The organism is Enterobacter cloacae complex sp. IR5384 (assembly GCF_049237265.1).
In the GTDB taxonomy this organism is placed as follows: Bacteria; Pseudomonadota; Gammaproteobacteria; order Enterobacterales; family Enterobacteriaceae; genus Enterobacter; species Enterobacter cloacae.
In genome coordinates this window covers 20,302-40,498 of record NZ_JBMKHJ010000034.1, presented here as the reverse complement: position 1 = coordinate 40,498, position 20,197 = coordinate 20,302, and the positions used below count along the sequence as shown (strand labels likewise).

Annotated in this window: 15 protein-coding genes; 9 read left to right on the top strand and 6 right to left on the bottom strand. The window is 56.2% G+C overall.

The features are described 5' to 3' along the window. Window positions 1-5 precede the first annotated feature (5 nt). The 5 genes from bcsZ (at window position 6) to ACOTX3_RS21185 (ending at window position 9,865) form a co-directional block, all read left to right on the top strand. Entirely contained in the window at window positions 6-1,109 is a 1,104-nt protein-coding gene (gene bcsZ / locus ACOTX3_RS21205) for a cellulose synthase complex periplasmic endoglucanase BcsZ (RefSeq protein WP_058679118.1), read from the top strand. Continuing rightward, complete coding sequence (gene bcsC / locus ACOTX3_RS21200) at window positions 1,091-4,573, top strand: cellulose synthase complex outer membrane protein BcsC (RefSeq protein ID WP_127869144.1); 3,483 nt, start codon at window positions 1,091-1,093, stop codon at window positions 4,571-4,573. Before bcsZ ends, bcsC begins: the two co-directional genes overlap by 19 nt. 119 nt (window positions 4,574-4,692) lie before the next feature. Continuing rightward, window positions 4,693-6,699, top strand: coding sequence for a biofilm formation regulator HmsP (hmsP, locus tag ACOTX3_RS21195; protein ID WP_421631635.1), 2,007 nt, complete (start codon window positions 4,693-4,695; stop codon window positions 6,697-6,699). Between the two features lie 159 nt (window positions 6,700-6,858). Further along, window positions 6,859-8,145: a dicarboxylate/amino acid:cation symporter gene (locus ACOTX3_RS21190; protein ID WP_013099213.1), complete on the top strand. Its 1,287-nt coding sequence runs from the start codon at window positions 6,859-6,861 to the stop codon at window positions 8,143-8,145. A 226-nt stretch (window positions 8,146-8,371) separates the two neighbouring features. After that, a complete protein-coding gene (locus ACOTX3_RS21185; RefSeq protein ID WP_013099212.1) occupies window positions 8,372-9,865 on the top strand; it encodes a M16 family metallopeptidase in 1,494 nt (497 codons plus the stop codon). 62 nt (window positions 9,866-9,927) lie between these two features. Here the strand turns inward: ACOTX3_RS21185 and ACOTX3_RS21180 are convergent, their stop codons facing one another. Continuing rightward, window positions 9,928-10,857, bottom strand: coding sequence for a sugar kinase (locus ACOTX3_RS21180; RefSeq protein WP_013099211.1), 930 nt, complete (start codon window positions 10,855-10,857; stop codon window positions 9,928-9,930). 229 nt (window positions 10,858-11,086) lie between these two features. Between ACOTX3_RS21180 and pdeH the strand changes: the two genes are divergently transcribed. Continuing rightward, window positions 11,087-11,860, top strand: coding sequence for a cyclic-guanylate-specific phosphodiesterase (gene pdeH, locus ACOTX3_RS21175; RefSeq protein ID WP_013099209.1), 774 nt, complete (start codon window positions 11,087-11,089; stop codon window positions 11,858-11,860). Window positions 11,861-11,926: 66 nt separating this feature from the next. Further along, complete coding sequence (locus ACOTX3_RS21170) at window positions 11,927-13,969, top strand: AsmA family protein (protein ID WP_058679116.1); 2,043 nt, start codon at window positions 11,927-11,929, stop codon at window positions 13,967-13,969. Between the two features lie 48 nt (window positions 13,970-14,017). Here the strand turns inward: ACOTX3_RS21170 and ACOTX3_RS21165 are convergent, their stop codons facing one another. The 3 genes from ACOTX3_RS21165 to ACOTX3_RS21155 form a co-directional block, all read right to left on the bottom strand. Next, on the bottom strand, window positions 14,018-15,340 hold the full coding sequence (locus ACOTX3_RS21165) for an MFS transporter (RefSeq protein WP_013099207.1): 1,323 nt from the start codon (window positions 15,338-15,340) through the stop codon (window positions 14,018-14,020). Window positions 15,341-15,603: 263 nt separating this feature from the next. Continuing rightward, window positions 15,604-16,629, bottom strand: a complete 1,026-nt coding sequence (gene yhjD / locus ACOTX3_RS21160) for an inner membrane protein YhjD (RefSeq protein ID WP_045901007.1) — start codon at window positions 16,627-16,629, stop codon at window positions 15,604-15,606. 50 nt (window positions 16,630-16,679) lie between these two features. Further along, on the bottom strand, window positions 16,680-17,579 hold the full coding sequence (locus tag ACOTX3_RS21155; protein WP_127869143.1) for a LysR family transcriptional regulator: 900 nt from the start codon (window positions 17,577-17,579) through the stop codon (window positions 16,680-16,682). Between the two features lie 119 nt (window positions 17,580-17,698). On the opposite strand from ACOTX3_RS21155, the gene ACOTX3_RS21150 reads away from it, so the two are divergent. After that, the gene (locus tag ACOTX3_RS21150; protein ID WP_058679114.1) at window positions 17,699-18,457 is read left to right on the top strand and encodes an SDR family NAD(P)-dependent oxidoreductase; all 759 of its coding nucleotides are present in this window, start codon (window positions 17,699-17,701) and stop codon (window positions 18,455-18,457) included. A gap of 173 nt (window positions 18,458-18,630) precedes the next feature. Continuing rightward, window positions 18,631-19,233 carry a helix-turn-helix transcriptional regulator gene (locus tag ACOTX3_RS21145; RefSeq protein ID WP_127869142.1) on the top strand — a complete coding sequence of 201 codons (603 nt, stop codon included), beginning with the start codon at window positions 18,631-18,633 and terminating at the stop codon, window positions 19,231-19,233. Here ACOTX3_RS21145 and ACOTX3_RS21140 read toward each other — a convergent pair. Together ACOTX3_RS21140 and ACOTX3_RS21135 are read right to left on the bottom strand one after the other, a co-directional pair. Beyond that, window positions 19,212-19,538: a lysozyme gene (locus ACOTX3_RS21140; protein ID WP_013099202.1), complete on the bottom strand. Its 327-nt coding sequence runs from the start codon at window positions 19,536-19,538 to the stop codon at window positions 19,212-19,214. The two genes, ACOTX3_RS21145 and ACOTX3_RS21140, sit on opposite strands and share 22 nt — an antisense overlap. 71 nt (window positions 19,539-19,609) lie before the next feature. Next, on the bottom strand, window positions 19,610-20,149 hold the full coding sequence (locus ACOTX3_RS21135) for a GNAT family N-acetyltransferase (protein ID WP_058679112.1): 540 nt from the start codon (window positions 20,147-20,149) through the stop codon (window positions 19,610-19,612). Window positions 20,150-20,197 lie beyond the last annotated feature (48 nt).

Here is a 20,197-nt window from a genome sequence, read left to right as displayed (position 1 = left end):
ATGTGATGAAAGCCTTTCGCTGGTGTGTCATTGCGTTGATGCTGGCGGCGGTGCCTCTGCGCGCCGCCTGTACCTGGCCTGCCTGGGAGAAATTTAAACAGGATTACATCAGCGAGGGCGGGCGGGTCATTGATCCCAGCGACACGCGTAAAATCACTACCTCGGAAGGGCAAAGCTACGCGCTGTTCTTTGCCCTCGCCGCGAATGACCGTAAAGCGTTCGACAAGGTGCTGGCATGGACGCGGGATAACCTTGCCGGGGGGCATCTCGACGACACGCTCCCTGCCTGGTTATGGGGACAAAAAGACAAAGACACCTGGGCGGTTATCGATACCAATTCCGCCTCGGATGCCGATATCTGGATCGCCTGGTCCCTGCTTGAAGCGGGGCGGTTATGGAAAGACGCTGACTATACCCGTACGGGCAAGGCGCTACTCGAGCGCATCGCCCGCGAAGAAGTGGTGAAAGTACCTGGCCTCGGTCTGATGCTGCTGCCCGGTAAAGTTGGCTTTGTCGATGAGAACGCCTGGCGTTTTAATCCCAGCTATCTTCCACCACAGCTCGCAAGCTACTTCACGCGTTTTGGCGCCCCGTGGACCACCCTGCGTGAGACCAATCTGCGCTTGCTGCTGGAGAGTGCGCCGAAAGGTTTTTCGCCGGACTGGGTGCAATACCAGAAAAACAAAGGCTGGCGGTTACAGCAGGAGCCGCCGCTGGTGGGGGGATATGACGCCATCCGCGTCTATCTCTGGGTGGGGATGATGAACGATAACGATCCTCAAAAAGCCCGGCTGCTGGCGCGCTTCAGGCCGATGGCCGCCACCACAACAAAACAGGGTGTACCACCGGAGAAAGTGAATGTGGCGAGTGGAGCACGCACGGGCAATGGCCCGGTCGGCTTCTCTGCCGCCATGCTGCCTTTTTTACAACAGCGTGATGCGCAGGCCGTCCAGCGCCAGCGCGTGGCTGACCACTTTCCTGATGATAATGCTTACTACAGTTATGTACTGACTCTCTTTGGACAAGGATGGGATCAGCATCGTTTTCGTTTCACCACAAAAGGTGAATTAATACCGGATTGGGGCCAGGAATGCGCAAGTTCACAGTAAATCTACTCAGTTTATCGCTTGGCCTGGCGCTGATGCCGCTGGCTCAGGCCGTCAACTCTCCGCAGCAGCAACAGCTGCTGGAGCAGGTGCGCCTGGGGGAATCGACGCAGCGTGAAGATTTGGTGCGTCAGTCGCTCTATCGTCTTGAGCTGATCGACCCGAACAACCCTGACGTTATTGCGGCACGTTTTCGTTATCTGCTTCGTCAGGGCGACAACGCCGGCGCACAAAAAGAGCTGGATAGACTGAAAGGGATCGCCCCCGGTTCCAGCGCGTACCAGTCCTCGCGCAACACGATGCTGCTTTCCACGCCGGATGGCCGCCAGCAGTTACAGCAGGCTCGCTTACTCGCCACGACAGGCCATACCCAGGAAGCGATTGCCGCCTATGACAAGCTGTTCGACGGCAACCCGCCGGGCGGCAACGTGGCAACGGAATACTGGAATGTGGTGGCGAAAGATCCCGCCCGCCGCAATGCGGCCATTAACCAGTTGAAAAAGATCAACAGCAGCAGCCCTGGCAATACGCAGCTGCAGTCGACGCTGGCTCAGCTGCTGTTCCAGACCGGGCGCCGTGATGAAGGCTTTGCGGTGCTGCAGGAGATGGCCAAATCCAGCAATGGCCGCAGCCAGGCGTCGGATATGTGGTATGCGCAGATCAAAGACCAGCCTGTCAGCAGTGCCAGCGTCTCCGCGCTGCAAAAGTACCTGAGCGTATTCAGTGACGGTGAGAACGTAACCGCCGCGCGTTCACAGCTTGAAGCGCAGCAAAAACAGCTCGCCGATCCAACTTTCCGTGCGAAAGCGCAAGGCCTGGCGGCAGTGGATGCCGGACAGGGTGATAAGGCGGTGGCGGAACTGCAAAAGGCGGTCAGCGCAAACCATGCCGACAGCGAAGCCATTGGCGCGCTGGGCCAGGCATACTCCCAGAAAGGCGACCGTGCTCGCGCGGTGGCACAGTTTGAAAAGGCGATCGCCCTCGATCCGCAGAGCGATAACCGCGGCAAATGGGACAGCTTGCTGAAGGTGAACCGTTACTGGCTGCTGATCCAGCAGGGGGATGCGGCGCTGAAAGCGAATAACCCGGCACAGGCGGAGCGCTATTATCAACAGGCGCGCACTATCGACAATAGCGACAGTTATGCGGTGCTGGGGCTGGGTGATGCCGCAGCGGCACGTAAAGATAACGACGCCGCCGAGCGCTATTATCGCCAGGCATTACGCATGGACAGCGGCAACAGTAACGCGGTCCGCGGACTGGCCAATATTTATCGCGCACAGTCACCGGAGAAAGCCTCGCAGTTTATCCAGTCGCTCTCCGCCAGCCAGCGTCGCAGCATTGATGATATTGAACGTAGCCTGACCAACGAACAACTCTCCGCCCAGGCCGAGCAGCTGGAGAACCAGGGCAAATACGCCCAGGCCGCCGAGGTTCAGCGTCGTCGTCTGGCGCTCTCTCCAGGCGACGTGTGGATCACCTATCGCCTGTCGCGCGATCTCTACAGCGCGGGCCAGCGCAGTCAGGCAGATACCCTGATGCGTCAGCTTGCCAGCCAGAAACCGACCGACCCGGATCAGGTGTATGCCAACGGGCTCTATCTTTCCGGTAACGACCAGGATCGTGCCGCGCTGGCCCATCTGGAGACGCTGCCGCGCAGCCAGTGGAACAGCAATATTCAGGAGCTTGCCGACCGCCTGCAAAGTAATCAGGTGCTCGAAACCGCCAATCGCCTGCGCGACAGCGGCAAAGAGCAGGAGGCGGAAAATCTTCTTCGTCAGCAACCTGCTTCTACCCGTATCGATTTAACCCTGGCGGACTGGGCGCAGCAGCGGGGCGATCTCAGTGCAGCAAAAACGGCATACAGCGGCGTGTTGCAGCGCGAGCCACAAAACGAAGATGCGATCCTCGGCCTGACCGAAATCTACAGTGCGCAGGGCGACAAAGACGCTGCGCGTGCCGAACTGGCGAAACTGCCTGCGACGCAAAATGGTCAGCCGTTGTCGCTCAACATGCAGCGCCGCATCGCGATGGCGCAGGCGGGGCTGGGTGATTCTGCTGCGGCAGAAAAGACGTTCAACAGCATCATTCCGCAGGCAAAATCACAGCCTGCATCAATGGAAAACGCGCTGGTGCTGCGTGATGCGGCACGTTTTCAGACGCAAAACGGCCAGCCTCAGCAGGCGCTGGAAACCTATAAAGATGCCATGGTCTCCTCTGGCATCACCACCACCCGTCCGGCAGACAATGACACCTTTACGCGCCTGACGCGTAACGACGAAAAAGATGACTGGCTGAAGCGCGGCGTGCGTAGCGATGCCGGTGATTTGTATCGCCAGCAGGATGTTAACGTTACGCTGCAGCACGACTACTGGGGCTCCAGCGGTACCGGCGGCTACTCCGACCTGAAAGCCCACACCACCATGCTGCAGGTGGATGCGCCGCTCTCTGATGGACGGATGTTCCTCCGCAGCGATCTGGTCAATATGGATGCCGGTTCGTTTGCCACTAACAACGGCACCTACGATCCCAAATGGGGGACCTGTGCCGAAACGCCATGTCGTGGCAACACCAGTCAGACGTCAAACGGCGCAAGCGTGGCCGTGGGCTGGCAGAATAAAACCTGGGCATGGGATATCGGCACCACGCCAATGGGCTTTGACGTGGTGGATGTGGTCGGCGGGGTGAGCTATAGCAACGATCTCGGTCCTATCGGCTACACCATTAACGCCCACCGTCGCCCGATCTCCAGCTCTCTGCTGGCCTTTGCCGGGCAAAAAGACACCAATACCGGCACCACCTGGGGCGGCGTGCGCGCCACCGGCGGTGGCGTGAGCATCAGCTACGATAAAGGCGAGGCGAACGGCATCTGGTCAAGCCTGAACGCGGAATCGCTGACCGGGAAAAATGTAGAGGATAACTGGCGCGTCCGCTGGATGACCGGTTACTACTACAAGCTGATTAATAAAAACAACGAGCGCCTGACTGTCGGTGTCTCTAACATGCTCTGGCACTACGATAAAGATCTGAGCGGCTATACCCTGGGTCAGGGCGGCTATTATAGCCCGCAGGAATATGTCTCCTTTGCGCTGCCGGTCACCTGGCGTAAACGCACGGAGAACTGGTCCTGGGAGCTGGGCGGATCTGTCTCATGGTCTCACTCCAAAACCAACGATGTGCTGCGCTATCCCCTTCAGGGACTCATTCCCGTCGATGAGCCAGGCCGCTACACCGACAGGGGGGCGATGGAAACCGGCAGCAGCTCCTCAGGCACCGGTTATACCGCGCGGGCCATTGTCGAGCGCCGGGTCACGTCCAACTGGTTTGTGGGTCTTGGCGTGGATATTCAGGAAGCGAAAGACTATACCCCAAGCCATGCGCTGCTCTATGTACGCTACTCCGCCGCAGGCTGGCAGGGTGATATGGACTTACCGCCACAGCCGCTCATTCCCTACGCGGACTGGTAATCGGATTTTACTTAATCCATTTGTAAGTCTCTCTTAAAAGTGCGGCGATCGGGTATACTCAGGCGCGCCAGGTTTACACCCTGGTGCGCCCTGCGCTTCGAGTTCTGTGGAGAGTCATTTTGCGTGTCAGCCGTTCCTTAACGATCAAACAGATGGCGATGGTTTCTGCTGTCACCTTGCTGTTTGTACTGCTATTTTGCGTCATTTTGCTGTTTCATTCCGTACAGCAGAATCGCTATAACACGGCTTCGCAATTAGAAAGTATTGCCCGCTCGGTGCGTGGCCCGCTTTCGGCTTCTATTCTGAAAGGCGATATTCCCGAAGCGGAAACCATTTTAAAACGTATTCAGCCTGCGGGCGTCGTCAGCCGCGCAGACGTGGTGCTGCCGAACCAGTTCCAGGCGCTGCGGATGAGTTTTATCCCGGAACGTCCCGTCCCGATGATGGTGATGCGCCTGTTTGAACTGCCGGTACAAATTTCGCTTCCCATCTACTCGCTCGAACGCCCTGCGAATCCGCAGCCGCTGGCCTATCTTGTTCTGCAGGCGGACTCGTACCGCATGTATAAATTCGTCATGAGCTGGTTTATTACGTTAGTGACCACTTGCTTACTTATGACGCTGATACTGAGCGTGGCGCTGACCTGGTGCATTAACCGGCTGATTGTCCACCCGCTGCGGCGTATCGCCCGGGAGCTGAACGCGCTTTCCCCCCAGGAGCAGATGGGTCATCAGCTTGAGCTGCCCCGCCTGCATCATGACGATGAGATCGGCATGCTGGTGCGCAGCTACAACCTCAACCAGCAGCGCATTCAGCGTCAGCAGGATGAACTGAACAGTAGCGCCACCCGTTTCCCGGTGTCGGAGCTTCCTAATAAAGCGTTCCTGATGGCGATGCTGGAGCAGACCGTGGCGCGCCAGCAGACCACGGCGCTGATGGTCATCGCCTGTGAAACCCTGCAGGATACCGCTGGGGTGCTCAAGGAGAGCCAGCGTGAAATGCTGTTGCTGACGCTGGTCGAAAAGGTTAAATCGGTTCTTGCTCCACGTATGGTGCTGACTCAGGTCAGCGGTTATGACCTGGTGGTGATTGCGAACGGCGTGAAAGAGCCGTGGCATGCGATCACGTTAGGTCAGCAAGTACTCACTGTCATTAATGAGCGGCTGCCCATTCAGGGTATCCAGCTTCGCCCCAGCGCCAGTATCGGGATTGCCATGTTCTATGGCGATCTGACCGCGGAGCAGCTCTATCGTCGCGCCTTCTCGGCGGCATTCACCGCCCGTCGCAAAGGGAAAAACCAGATCCAGTTCTTCGACCCGGATCAGATGGAAAAGGCGCAGCAGCGTCTGACGGAAGAGAGCGACATCCTCACCGCGCTGGATAACCACCAGTTTGCCCTCTGGCTCCAGCCGCAGGTCAATTTGCTGACGGGTGAAGTGGAAAGCGCGGAAGCGCTGTTGCGCGTGCAGCAGCCGGATGGCAGCTGGGAGCTGCCGGAAGGGTTAAACGAACGTATTGAGTCCTGTGGTCTGATGGTCACGGTGGGCTACTGGGTGCTTGAGGAGTCATGCCGCCAGCTTGCCGCCTGGCAGGAGCGTGGTGTCAACCTGCCGCTGTCGGTCAATCTCTCTGCCCTGCAGTTGATGCATCCCACTATGGTCTCGGAGATGCTGGAGCTCATCAATCGCTACCGGATCCAGCCGGATACGCTGATTCTGGAAGTGACGGAAAGCCGTCGTATTGACGACCCGAATGAGGCGGTCGCGATCCTCAAACCGCTGCGCAACGCCGGTATCCGCATCGCGCTGGATGATTTTGGCATGGGCTATGCCGGACTGCGTCAGCTTCAGCACATGAAAACGCTGCCGGTGGATGTCCTGAAAATCGACAAAGCGTTTGTCGATGGGCTGCCGGAAGACAGCAGCATGGTGCAAGCCATTATTCAGATGGCGCGTAGCCTCAACCTGAATCTGATTGCTGAGGGTATCGAAACGGAAGCACAGCGCCGCTGGCTGGCTGAGGCGGGTGTCGGGAAAGGCCAGGGCTTCCTGTTTGCCCGTGCCGTCCCGTCGGATGTCTTTGAACAACGGTACCTTTCCGGCGCTGGCAATAACGCAAAAGTGTAATTTTGTTGCTGGCTTGTGCGAGCCAGCTCAAAGTTCTTAACATTTGTGTTTCAAATTTGAACTGAGTTTATTTCTGTCCTGTTATGCGGGTGTTATTTTAGAGCCGCAGGTTAACCATAACCTTACAAAGCCTGTGGTTTTTCTTCCCAAGGACATTCTATGAAAACCTCACTCTTCAAAAGTCTTTACTTCCAGGTCCTGACAGCCATCGCAATCGGTATTTTACTGGGTCACTACTACCCGGAACTGGGTGCGCAAATGAAACCGCTTGGCGACGCGTTCGTTAAGCTCATTAAAATGGTCATCGCCCCGGTGATCTTCTGTACGGTGGTAACCGGTATCGCTGGCATGGAAAGCATGAAGGCGGTAGGGCGTACCGGTGCAGTGGCGCTGCTTTATTTCGAAGTGGTCAGCACCCTGGCACTGATTATCGGTCTGATCATTGTCAACGTGGTACAACCTGGCGCTGGCATGAACGTCGACCCGTCGACGCTGGATGCCAAAGCGGTGGCGGTTTACGCTGAGCAGGCGAAAGATCAGGGCGTGGTCGCCTTCCTGCTGGACGTCATTCCCGGCAGCGTGATCGGGGCGTTTGCCAGCGGAAACATTCTGCAGGTGCTGCTGTTCGCCGTCATGTTTGGTTTTGCCCTGCATCGTCTGGGCAGCAAAGGCCAGCTGATCTTTAACGTCATTGAAAGCTTCTCGCAGGTCATCTTTGGCATCATCAATATGATCATGCGCCTGGCGCCGATTGGTGCCTTCGGGGCAATGGCGTTCACCATCGGTAAATACGGCGTCGGCACGCTGGTACAGCTCGGCCAGCTGATTATCTGCTTCTATATCACCTGTATTCTGTTTGTGGTGGTGGTGCTGGGGTCGATTGCCCGCGCGGCCGGTTTCAGCATCTTCAAATTTATCCGCTATATCCGCGAAGAGCTGCTGATTGTGCTGGGGACCTCCTCCTCTGAGTCGGCGCTGCCGCGCATGCTCGATAAGATGGAGAAGCTGGGTTGTCGTAAATCGGTGGTGGGGTTGGTGATCCCGACGGGGTACTCCTTTAACCTCGACGGTACCTCGATATACCTGACCATGGCGGCAGTGTTTATTGCACAGGCAACCAACAGCCATATGGATATCTTCCATCAGATCACCCTGCTGGTGGTGCTGCTGCTCTCGTCGAAAGGGGCTGCGGGCGTAACGGGCAGTGGCTTTATTGTGCTGGCGGCGACCATTTCCGCTGTGGGACATCTGCCGGTGGCCGGTCTGGCGTTGATTCTCGGTATTGACCGCTTTATGTCTGAAGCGCGTGCGTTAACCAACCTGGTGGGTAACGGCGTGGCTACGGTTGTGGTGGCAAAATGGGTTAAAGAGCTGGATCACAAAAAGCTCGACGATACGCTGAATAATCGCTCTTCTGATAGCAAAAACCCGGGTTTATCCTCCTGATTTTCCGCTAAATTCCCGCATTCCCTTGTCGGAATGCGGGCTCCTGCGCATAATGACTGTTCGTACCTGTCATAATTCGACAAGATTTTTTTTGGGTATATTGCACTTCTCACCGTGACGTTTTGCCGAACGCGCGGTCTAATCGACGTGTTTTCATCGTCATCTTTTAGAGTGAAGCGCGTCGCGAGACACTCTTTTTAACCAGGAATGTTGATCAGGGGTTCACATGCAGGGCACAAAAATTCGACTCTTAACCGGCGGTTTGCTGATGATGGCAGCAGCCAGTTATGTGCAGGCAGATGCGCTCCAGCCAGACCCGGCATGGCAACAAGGGACCCTGGCGAATGGTTTTCAGTGGCAGGTGTTAGCCACGCCGCAGCGTCCCAGCGATCGTATTGAGATCCGTCTGTCTGTGAATACCGGCTCCCTCACTGAAAGCACCCAGCAGACCGGCTTTAGCCATTTTATTCCCCGACTGGCGCTCACCCAGAGCGGCAGTTTACAGGCTGTTCAGGTGCGTTCGCTCTGGCAGCAAGGCATTGACCCGAAGCGTCCATTGCCGCCAGCCGTCGTCTCGTATGACTACACCATGTTTAACCTGAGCCTGCCGAATAACCGTAACGATCTGCTTAAAGAAGCCCTTACGTATCTCTCCGATGCCACTGGCAATCTGGCGATCACGCCGGAAACCGTTAACTATGCGCTGAGCAACAGCGATATGGTGGCGACCTGGCCTGCGGATACCAAAGAGGGCTGGTGGCGTTATCGCCTGAAAGGCTCAGCGCTGCTTGGGCACGATCCGGCAGAGCCGCTGAAACAGCCGGTCGATGCCGAACAGGTAAAATCGTTCTATCAGAAATGGTACACCCCGGACGCGATGACGCTGATCGTGGTCGGGAATGTGGATAGCCGCGCGGTGGTTGAGCAGATCAACAAAGCCTTCGGCGAGCTGAAAGGCAAGCGTGAAACGCCTGCTCCTGTCCCGACGCTCTCCCCGCTGCGGACAGAGCCAGTCAGCATCTCCACTGATGCCGTGCGTCAGGACCGGCTCTCCATGATGTGGGATACCGCCTGGCAGCCTATCCGCGAATCCGCCGCGCTGCTGCGCTACTGGCGTGCGGATCTGACGCGTGAGGCGTTGTTCTGGCACGTTCAGCAGAGCCTCAGTAAGAACAGCGTGAAGAACATTGCGCTGGGCTTCGACTGCCGGGTGCTGTTCCAGCGCGCCCAGTGCGCCATTAATATCGAATCGCCTGGCGATAAGCTGAATGCCAATCTGGGCGTGGTGGCGAAAGAGCTGGCAAAAGTGCGCAAAGAGGGCCTGTCTGAAGAAGAGTTCAACGCGCTGGTCGCGCAGAAAAAGCTGGAACTGCAGAAGCTGTTTGCCACCTATGCCCGCGCCGATACGGATATCCTGATCAGCCAGCGTATTCGCTCCTTGCAGAATCAGGTGGTGGACATCGCACCGGAACAGTACCAGAAGCTCCGTCAGGACTTCCTGAATGGGCTGACCGTCGATATGTTAAATCAGGATTTACGTCAGCAGCTGTCGCAGGATATGGGATTAGTCCTTCTGCAGCCGAAAGGCGAGCCGGAATACAACATGAAGGAGCTGCAGGCGACATGGGATTCAATCATGACCGCCGCGCCGCAACCTACGCAGGCGGCAACGTCTGATGATCTGCATCAGGACGCGACGGATATTCCACAGGGGCAGTAATCTAAAAAATTCCCTCTCCCGGTGGGAGAGGGTCAGGGTGAGGGCACCAGCCCGCACCTTATTTAAGCAGGCATCGCCTCACGCGGAATAATCGCCCCGCGATACTGAATCACCGTGCTGGCCGTCAGGTGCCCGCGCTGTGCAGCCGCTTCAGGCGTGCCGCCCGTCAGGCGCACCGCCAGATAGCCCGCGCTGAAGGAATCACCCGCTGCCGTAGTATCCACCACTTTGTCCTTCGCCAGTTTCACCGCCGGGACGTCAATCACCGCCTCACCTGCTACGGCCACCAGGCACGATGCCGCGCCGCGCTTAATCACCACTTCGCTCACGCCAGCGGCCTGGGTGCGCGCAATAACCTCATCAACAGGCTTCTCGCCCCACAGGGCATCTTCGTCGTCGAGCGTCAGGAACGCGATGTCGGTGCACTGCAGCATCTGCTGGTAAACCTGCTGCGTCTCTTCACGGCTGGCCCACAGGCGCGGACGGTAGTTGTTATCAAAAATGACCTTCCCGCCATTGGCGCGGCATTCGCGCAGCAGCGACAGCAGCTTTTCACGACTGGTCGGGCTTAAGATGGCGAGGCTAATCCCGCTCAGATAGAGATAATCAAACGTCGCCAGCGTTTCGCAAATGGCGGCTGCGTCGTCGCTTTCCAGCCAGTATTTGGCCGCAGCTTCGTTTCGCCAGTAGTAGAAGGTGCGCTCGCCGGTATCATCGGTTTCAATGTAATACAAACCCGGCAGGCGGTTTTCCATGCGCTGAATCAGCGAGGTATCAATGTGTTCGCTCTGCCAGGCGTCCAGCATTTGCTGGCTGAAACTGTCCGTACCCAGTGCGGTGACGTAGTTCACGGTGAGGGCCTCCGGCGGCACCTGACGGGCAATATACACGGAGGTGTTTAAGGTATCGCCACCAAAACCGCGGCTAACGTCCGCGCCTTTTTGTGACAGCTCAATCATGCATTCGCCAATAACGGCAATTTTTTTGGACATAATCATGAACCTGAACAGAGTATTTAAAAGCAGTGTGCGCTGTGTGAATTATCAGGTCAACTATATTAAAACATCGTTCCATTATTTTTTTTGAACCAGCGCGTGTTCCTGTTCATTTCTGTCATCTTAATTTCATTTTCCCGGTGAATTGAACATAAAGTTCTCAATTATCGCGCCGATAACCCAGTGACGAGTCCAGAAAGGCCATCCCAACAACAGGACATCTGAAATGAAGTCAGAGCAGGTTATCCAGCGGCTGAGCACTACGCCTGAGGCAAGTATTGAGAACTTGCAGGAGCATCGCTACTGGCTGCAATGTGAGCGTGTGTATACCTACCAGCCGATCTATCGTACCGACGGTCGACTGATGGCGATTGAAATTTTGACGGTCGTTACGCACCCTTCTAACCCTTCACAGCGTATCGCGCCGGACCGTTATTTTGCCGAAGTCGCCGTGCGCCAGCGCCTGGACGTGCTGGAAGAGCAGTTGCGCATGCTGGAAACGAAAAAGGCCTTTTTCGAACAGCACGATATTCTGGCCTCGGTCAACGTGGATGGCCCAACCCTGCTGGCGCTGCGCCAGAACGCGAAGTTGCAGGAGCTTATCGCCACCCTGCCGTGGATGCGCTTTGAACTGGTGGAGCATGTCCGCCTGCCGCAGGAATCCTCCTTTGCCTCGATGTGTGAATTTGGCCCCCTGTGGCTGGATGACTTTGGCACCGGCATGGCGAACTTCTCCGCCCTCAGCGAAGTGCGTTACGACTACATCAAAGTGGCCCGCGATCTGTTCATTATGCTGCGCCAGACCCCGGAAGGGCGGAATCTGTTTACGCTGTTATTACAGCTGATGAACCGCTATTGCAAAGGCGTCATTGTGGAAGGTGTGGAAACGCTGGAAGAGTGGCGCGATGTGCAAAACTCACCCGCCGCCGCCGCGCAAGGCTATTACCTCTCACGTCCGGTGCCCATGGATACCCTCGACGGTGTGATAACCAACCTCTGAACCGCCCGTTTCCCTTTGTCTGGACTATAGTTTTACAGGACAGGTCATCAGGAAAAGGGGATCAAAATGACTAAAACAACCAGGGTAATCTCCTGGACAGCAGGGATTTTCTTGTTGTTGATCGTGGTCGCTATCATCATTATTGCGACATTCGACTGGAACCGTCTTAAGCCGACCATCAACCAGAAAGTCTCAACTGAACTGAACCGCCCCTTCGCGATACGCGGTGATTTGGGCGTGGTCTGGGAGCGTCAGAAAGAAGAGACCGGCTGGCGAAGCTGGATCCCCTGGCCGCACGTTCACGCCGACGACATCGTTCTGGGCAATCCGCCGGATATTCCTGCCGTCACCATGGTACATCTTCCGCGGGTTGAAGCCACGCTGGCGCCGTTAGCGCTTCTGACAAAAACCGTCTACCTGCCGTGGATCAAGCTTCAGCAGCCCGATGCACGTCTGATCCGTCTCTCGGAAAAAAACAATAACTGGACCTTTAACCTCGCCAGTAGCGGCGAGAAAGATCCCAATGCCCAGCCCTCTTCGTGGTCATTCCGTCTCGATAACATTCTGTTCGATCGCGGGCGGATCGCCATCGACGATAAAGTCAGCAAGGCCGACGTGGAGATCCTGGTCGATCCGCTGGGTAAGCCGCTGCCGTTCAGTGAAGTGACCGGCACCAAAGCGAAAGGGGATAACGCCAGCGCGGGCGATTACGTTTTCGGCCTGCGGGCCACCGGGCGCTACAACGGACAGCCACTGACCGGCACCGGTAAAATTGGCGGCATGCTGGCGCTGCGAAGCGCAGGTACCCCGTTCCCGGTGCAGGCGGACTTCCGCTCCGGCAACACGCGAGTCGCCTTTACCGGCACGGTCAACGATCCAATGAACATGGGCGGGGTTGATTTGCAGCTCAAGTTTGCCGGAGATTCGCTGGGGGAGCTCTACGAACTCACCGGCGTGCTGCTGCCGGATACGCCGCCGTTTGAGACGGACGGGCATCTGGTGGCCAAACTCGATACGGAAAAATCGTCTGTCTTTGACTATCGGGATTTCAACGGCCGTATCGGCGACAGCGATATCCACGGTACGCTGACCTACACTACCGGCAAACCGCGTCCGAAACTGGAAGGGGATGTGGAGTCCCGCCAGCTGAGGCTTGCCGATCTGGGCCCTCTGATCGGCGTTGATTCCGGCAAAGGCACGAAGTCGAAAGAGGTCAAAAAAGACCTTCAGCCCGCGGGGAAAGTGCTGCCCTACGATCGCTTTGAAACCGACAAGTGGGATGTAATGGATGCGGATGTGCGCTTCAAAGGGCGAAAAATCGAGCACGGCAGCACGCTGCCGATCAGCAACCTCTCAACCCATATTCTGCTTAAAAATGCCGACCTGCGTCTGCAGCCGCTGAAGTTTGGCATGGCGGGCGGAACCATCTCCTCGAACATTCATCTGGAAGGCGATAAAAAGCCGATGCAGGGTCGGGCTGATATACAGGCGCGCAGGCTTAAGCTGAAAGAGCTGATGCCCAACGTGGAGCTGATGCAGAAGACCCTTGGTGAAATGAACGGTGACGCGGACATTCGCGGGGTGGGGAACTCCGTGGCGGCGCTGCTCGGGAGCAGTAACGGCAACCTCAAGCTACTGATGAACGACGGGCTGGTGAGCCGCAACCTGATGGAAATCCTGGGGCTGAACGTCGGGAACTACATCATCGGGCAGATCTTTGGTGACGATGAGGTGCGGGTGAACTGCGCGGCGGCGAATCTGGATCTGGTTAACGGCGTGGCGCGGCCGCAGATTTTTGCCTTCGACACGGAAAACGCGGTAATCAACGTGACCGGAACCGCCAGCATGGCCTCTGAGCAGCTTGATTTAACCATCGACCCGGAAAGCAAAGGGATCCGTATCATCACCCTGCGCTCGCCGCTCTACGTGCGCGGCACTTTCAAAAATCCGCAGGCGGGGGTTAAACCCGGGCCGCTGATTGCACGCGGTGCGGTGGCGGCAGCGCTCGCAACGCTGGTCACGCCAGCCGCGGCGCTGCTGGCGTTGATTTCGCCATCAGAAGGGGAAGCCAATCAGTGCCGGACGATTTTGTCGCAGATGAAGAGGTAAGGTGCGGTCTGTTTTTGCCGGGTAAGCGCAGCGCCACCCGGCATTAGCTTAAAGCGCCTGATGCTTAGTCTCGTGCGTCAGCAGCAGCGCAATCAGCGTCAGTGCCGCCATGGCCGCCAGATACACGCCCACGTAGAACAGGCCATAATTTGCCTGCAGCCAGGTGGCGATATACGGCGCAACAGACGCTCCCAGAATAGACGAGACGTTATAGGAGAACGACGCGCCGGTATAACGCACTTCCGTCGGGAACAGCTCCGGCAGCAGCGCGCCCATCGGGCCGAAGGTTAAACCCATCAGGCTCAGACCAATCAGCAGATACGCCATCACCAGCGCAGGGCTGCCCGAGCCTAACAGCGGCGGGAAGACAAACAGGGCGAACAGAATGATAAGTGTCGTGATGGTGATCATGCTGGAGCGACGGCCAAATTTATCCGCCAGCAGGCCGGCAATCGGCACCATGACGCCAAACCCAATCACCGCCATCATCAGCATCCACAGCACTTCGTTACGCGGCAGACCCAGCCCAACCGGCGCGGCAGCGGTGCTGAACGTCATGGAGTAGACGGTCATGATATAGAACAGCGTATAGGTAGCCAGCATGATAAAGGTGCCCAGCACCGTCACGCGGACATGTTTGGTCAGCAGCGTGCCCAGCGGCACTTTTACCTGTTTTTTCGCCGCCGCCACTTTCGCGAACACTGGCGTTTCGTGCAGAGAAACGCGAACATACAGACCAATCAGCACCAGTACGGCCGAGAAGACGAACGGAATACGCCAGCCCCAGCTCATGAACTGCTCGTCGGTCAGCAGCCAGGAGAGCAGCAGGAAGGTGCCGTTCGCAAAGAAGAAGCCAATCGGTGCGCCAAGCTGCGGGAAGGAGCCATACAGCGCCCGTTTACGCGCCGGGGCGTTCTCGGTCGCCAGCAGTGCCGCACCGCCCCATTCACCGCCCAGACCCAGACCCTGACCAAAACGCGCCAGCGCCAGCAGCACCGGTGCCAGAATGCCGATGGTCTCGTAGGTGGGCAGCAGGCCGATGGCGACGGTAGAAATACCCATCGTCAGCAACGAGGCCACAAGCGTCACTTTACGCCCGATGCGATCGCCAAAATGACCAAACAGCGCAGAGCCAATCGGACGCGCGACGAAGGCGATAGCAAAGGTTGCCAGAGACTGTAGCGTGGCCGCCGTCGGGTCGCCCTGCGGGAAGAAAATATGCGGAAAGACGATGACCGCTGCGGTGGCGTAAATGTAAAAGTCGAAGAACTCGATGGCGGTGCCAATCAGCGAGGCGACGACAACTTTATTGCGTGAGTTGACCGGAACGTTTTCGCTCCCGGAATCGAGTGTTGTGGCGGTTGCTTGCATAATATTTTCTTATTTTATGTCGGACGAAAGGCCATATTACGCACAGCAAAAGCGACATTTCAATCTGTAACAAAGCCGCGAACCGGTGATAAAAGCAACAAAAAGCGGATAATGTTCAGACCAGCCAAAACACTTCCATGAAATGCTTCACAGATTTTAAATATCAGTGGATATAACTGGTTTTCAGTTAAATAAAAGTTACGGACTGGATATATATGCTGAAATGATGAATCGGGCTGAAACTTTCAGCCCGAAAGGGGGAATTAGCGGTGGGTTTTCCCCGGCATGCGCGTGTCGCCTTTATATTCGGCGGTGGCAATCCACGCCGCGCAGAACAGCGTCAGGCGGGCAAAGAAGTAGAAGAACGCCATCAGCCCCAGAACGGAGCCAAACGCGGCGCCAGAAGGGGATTTCACCAGTGACGGCAGGGTATAAGTCATCACGATTTTAATCACCTCAAAGCCTATTGCCGCGAGCAGTGTTCCGCGGATCAGCGCTTTTTTGCGCGGACGATGACGCGGCAAGCGCCAGAAGATCCAGAAGAACAGCAGGTAGTTGGCGAAAATGGAAATCGCCAGCCCGATGCCGCGCCACGCAGGCTTGAGCCAGTCGATGTAATCCAGATAGAGCGCGGAGATAATCATCTGCTGCGCGGAACCGGCGACCGAGGTGATGGAGAGCGTGACGACCAGCGCCACCAGCAGACCAATCAGCGAAACAAAATCGCGGAAATACTTAACCCAAATTTTCTCCTGATCCTGAGGCTTACGCTCCCATACCTCGCGCGACTGGGCGCGAATGGCCTCGCGCAGGTTACCCATCCAGTTCACACCGGAATAGAGCGCAATCAGCAAACCGACAATACCCACCGTGGTGCGCTGCTGCACGGCAGTATTGATGGTGCTTTTTAGCGTGGTGGCGAGGGTCGGGTCACTGACGTTATTCAGGATCTTATTGAAAATATCCTGCAGCAGCGTCGGATGAGACGCGAGCACAAAACCGGCTGCCGCGAACGAGACCATCAGGATCGGGATCATCGACAAAAAGGAAAAATAGGTAATCGCTGCACCAAACTGATTCCCCATCCGGTCGTTGAAACGTTCCGCGGCGCGTATCAGGTGCGCAATCACGGGGATCTGCTGAACTCTCTCCGCCAGCGTAGTGACCGTCCCCAGCGCTTTGCTGGCTTTGCCGGGTGTGCTGGGCTCTTCGGGCCCGGTCTCCATCTTCTTGATGGGATCGTAATCTAATTGTTGAGTCGGTCGTTGCGGGTTATTTTCCGGCGTCACGCGTTTTTTCCTTTTCGTTGAGCTGGATGTCATTGAATTATAGCTTGCGACTAATCCACGTAAGCTTTTGTGATTTCCGTAAGCCACTCCATAAACAGGTGTACCCGGCGGGAAAGGTTACGGCGGTGGGGGTAAATCAGGGAAACCGGCATGGGTTCAGCCCGGTATTGCGGCAGAACTTCAATCAGCTTTTTCGTGCGCAGAGAATCACGAACGCCCACGCGGGGAACCTGGATAATACCCAGCCCGGCGATGCAGGCGGCATGGTACGTCTCGGTACTGTTGACCGTTAAGACGCCGCCCGTTTTAACCCACTGGGTCGCACTGCCGTTATAAAACTCAAAGCCCTGCGGGCGCGTGCCCAGCATCGCGGCGTAGTGGATTACCGCGTGTGAGGCCAAATCGTCCAGCGTTTCCGGATAACCAAACCGCGTCAGATAATCCGGGCTGGCGCAGTTGATAACCGTAAGCTTGCCCAGCGGGCGGGCGATAAGCCCGGAATCTTTCAGGGTGCCGACGCGCACCACGCAGTCGAACCCCTCGCGGATCACATCCACCAGACGATCGCTGCTGCTGAGCTCCAGTTCAATACCCGGATACTGCTGCAAAAACGCAGGCAGTTTGGGGATGACTAAATTTCGTGCAACTCCCACCGGCATATCGACGCGTAGCCGCCCGCTGATAGTGGAGGGATCGTGCTGAAACATACCGTCCAGTTCATCAAGGTTCGCCAGCAGATCTTTTGCCCGTTCGTAATAGACCATGCCGTCCTGCGTGAGGCTGACGCGGCGCGTGGTGCGGTGCAGCAGTTGGGTGCCCAGGCGGTTTTCCAGCGCCTGAATCTGCCGCGACACGCTGCCTCTTGGCAGGGTCAACGTCTCCGCTGCGCGGGAAAAACTCTCCAGCTCCGCGACCCGAGCAAACAACTGCATTGCGTTAATTTTATCCATCGGTAGCGCTCATTGTTGTTGTAAATGAAACAGTGAAGCGTTCTGTCACATCTTTATTGATCTTCTATCAGCTAATAAGCTCTTTCTCAATCTCCCTGACAACCGAAATGAGGTTTCTTATGACTGAACGTATCGCTTTAGTGACCGGTGGTAGCCGTGGTTTGGGTAAAAACGCGGCCCTGAAGCTGGCAGCAGAGGGAACAGGTATTGTCCTGACTTATCATCACAATCAGCAGGATGCGCTGGATGTTGTGCAAGAAATTCAGGGAAAAGGGGTAAACGCGGCGGCATTACAGCTTAACGTCGGAGATATCACCCGTTTCGAACATTTTGCTCAACAGTTGCAGGAAACCCTCCGAACCGTCTGGCAGCGTGATACCTTTGATTATTTATTGAACAATGCCGGAACGGGTTTATACGCCCCCTATACCGAGACGACAGAAGCGCAGTTCGATGAGGTAATGAATGTACATTTAAAAGGGCCGTTTTTCCTGACCCAGCGCCTGCTGCCGTTGCTGAAAGATGGCGGACGGATCCTCAACGTCTCCAGCGGGCTGGCGCGTTTTACACAGCCAGGCTCCGCGACCTATGCGGCCATGAAAGGAGCGATGGAAGTACTGACCCGCTATCAGGCCAAAGAGCTGGGCGCACGTGGGATCTCCGTCAATATCATCGCGCCGGGGGCAATTGAAACCGATTTTGGCGGCGGACGCGTACGCGATGACGTGCAGCTTAATCAGTTGCTGTCTTCGCAAACCGCGCTGGGGCGTGTTGGCCTGCCGGATGATATTGGTGATGCCATCGCCGCGCTGCTCAGCGACAAACTGGGCTGGATGAATGCGCAACGTATTGAAGTGTCTGGTGGGATGTTCCTGTAATACGCCTCCTTAAGGGGACGGAACCTCTTAAGGAAATCCTTAAAAAAGATGTGTCCAGATACGGGCAGATATAAAGAACGGCGGTGAATTTGTAACGTCTCCGTTCATTGAGTTTTTTCTCAAATAACGCCTCTATACAATCCCCCCTCGCTATTCTCAGAGGGAGAAAAACGATGCGAGTAATCATGTTTGACAGGCAGTCGATATTTATTCATGGAGCGATAAACAGTTTGCAGATGTTAATTCCTGAAATAAATATGACAGGAACCCGTCAGGCAGATGAATTATGGGCGCAGTTGTCTGCGTCGCCATCCGCTATCGTCATGATTGACGGCGCATTAATTCAGAATGAGGGCATCAGCTTTCTGAAAGACATTATCACGCGTTTCCCTGCGATACGTGTCGTGATGGTGCTGACGAAAAAAGAGACCCGATGGGCTGAACAGATGTTTCAGCGCAACGTGAAGGCGATTATTCCCCGCAATGCCAGTCCCGAGCGGTTTGCCGCAGTGCTGGATTCGGTCTCCCGGGGGATGGTCTGTTTTCCCGGCGAATGGCTTGCGCAGCAGGCGTCACACCAGGCATTGTTATCCTTAAGCGAGCGCCAGCGTGAAGTGCTCAAGTTACTGGCCGCCGGGGAGTGGAATAAAGAGATTGGCCGCACGCTCAATATCAGTGCGGCAACGGTAAAGGCCCATCTGGAGTCACTTTTCCGGCGGCTGGATGTAAAAAATCGCACGCAGGCGGCAATGTGCTATACCCGGCTCACCGCCTGAGCGATGGCGTTTATCGGACACGGTGTGTCACTAAAACTGAACATTAACAACACCAGCGCATCGTGCTGGTGTTGCGTTAATGGCTGGGCGATATTTTCCTGAATTAACGTCTCATAAATCTGAATATCGTTATCTAACAAGCGCTCTGCTTCAGCAACGGTAATAAGACCATGGAACTTCTCCCATTGCTGAATAACGTGACCATACCCAATAACCTCAGTACCGTGCTCATCACGGTATTTTTCCAGAGACAGCCCTTGCTGTTTTTTAATTAATTCAACGGCAGCAGAAGATAGCTTCAACATGGTATTTTCCTCTTTCAGACGCTACTGTAGAGGAAATACGGCACGAGACATATCCGCCAAATGGCCGTTGCTCAGCTGATATTTTCCAGATAGTCGCGCTGTAATAAACCGAATAGCCAGTCATTATGCCAGCGGCCGCCAATGTAATAGCTCTCACGCAGCTCACCCTCCAGCCGGAAGCGGGCTTTTTCCAGCAGACGCCGGGAGGCGATATTCCCTGCCGTGACGGTGGCGGTGAGGCGGCGGATCCTCCCCTGGTGGAAGGCATAATCACAGAGTGCCTGCAGGGATTCAAAGCCGTAGCCTTTTCCCTGAGCCGCGGGGGCGAAAAGGAAACCGACTTCGGCGCAATCCGCTTCGTGGTGTTTGTAGCCGGTCACCCCCAGCGGAGTCTGGCTGGCGTTATCGCGAACCACGAGGCAGAGCCAGTGCATGCAGCCGGGCGTCCATGGCGTCAGTCGGGAGTCGAAGGCCTCACGAATGTCCGCCACAGTGCGATCCTGCGCGACAAAGCGCATCACATCCGGGTCTTGCTGTAGCGCCAGAAAAAAGGGCCAGTCATCTTCCTGTAACGGCGAGCAGATAAGACGCGAGGTGGTTAGCTGAGGCATTCAGATTCTCCTGAAACAATATAAATGATTTTAGGACTGTCACTTTAT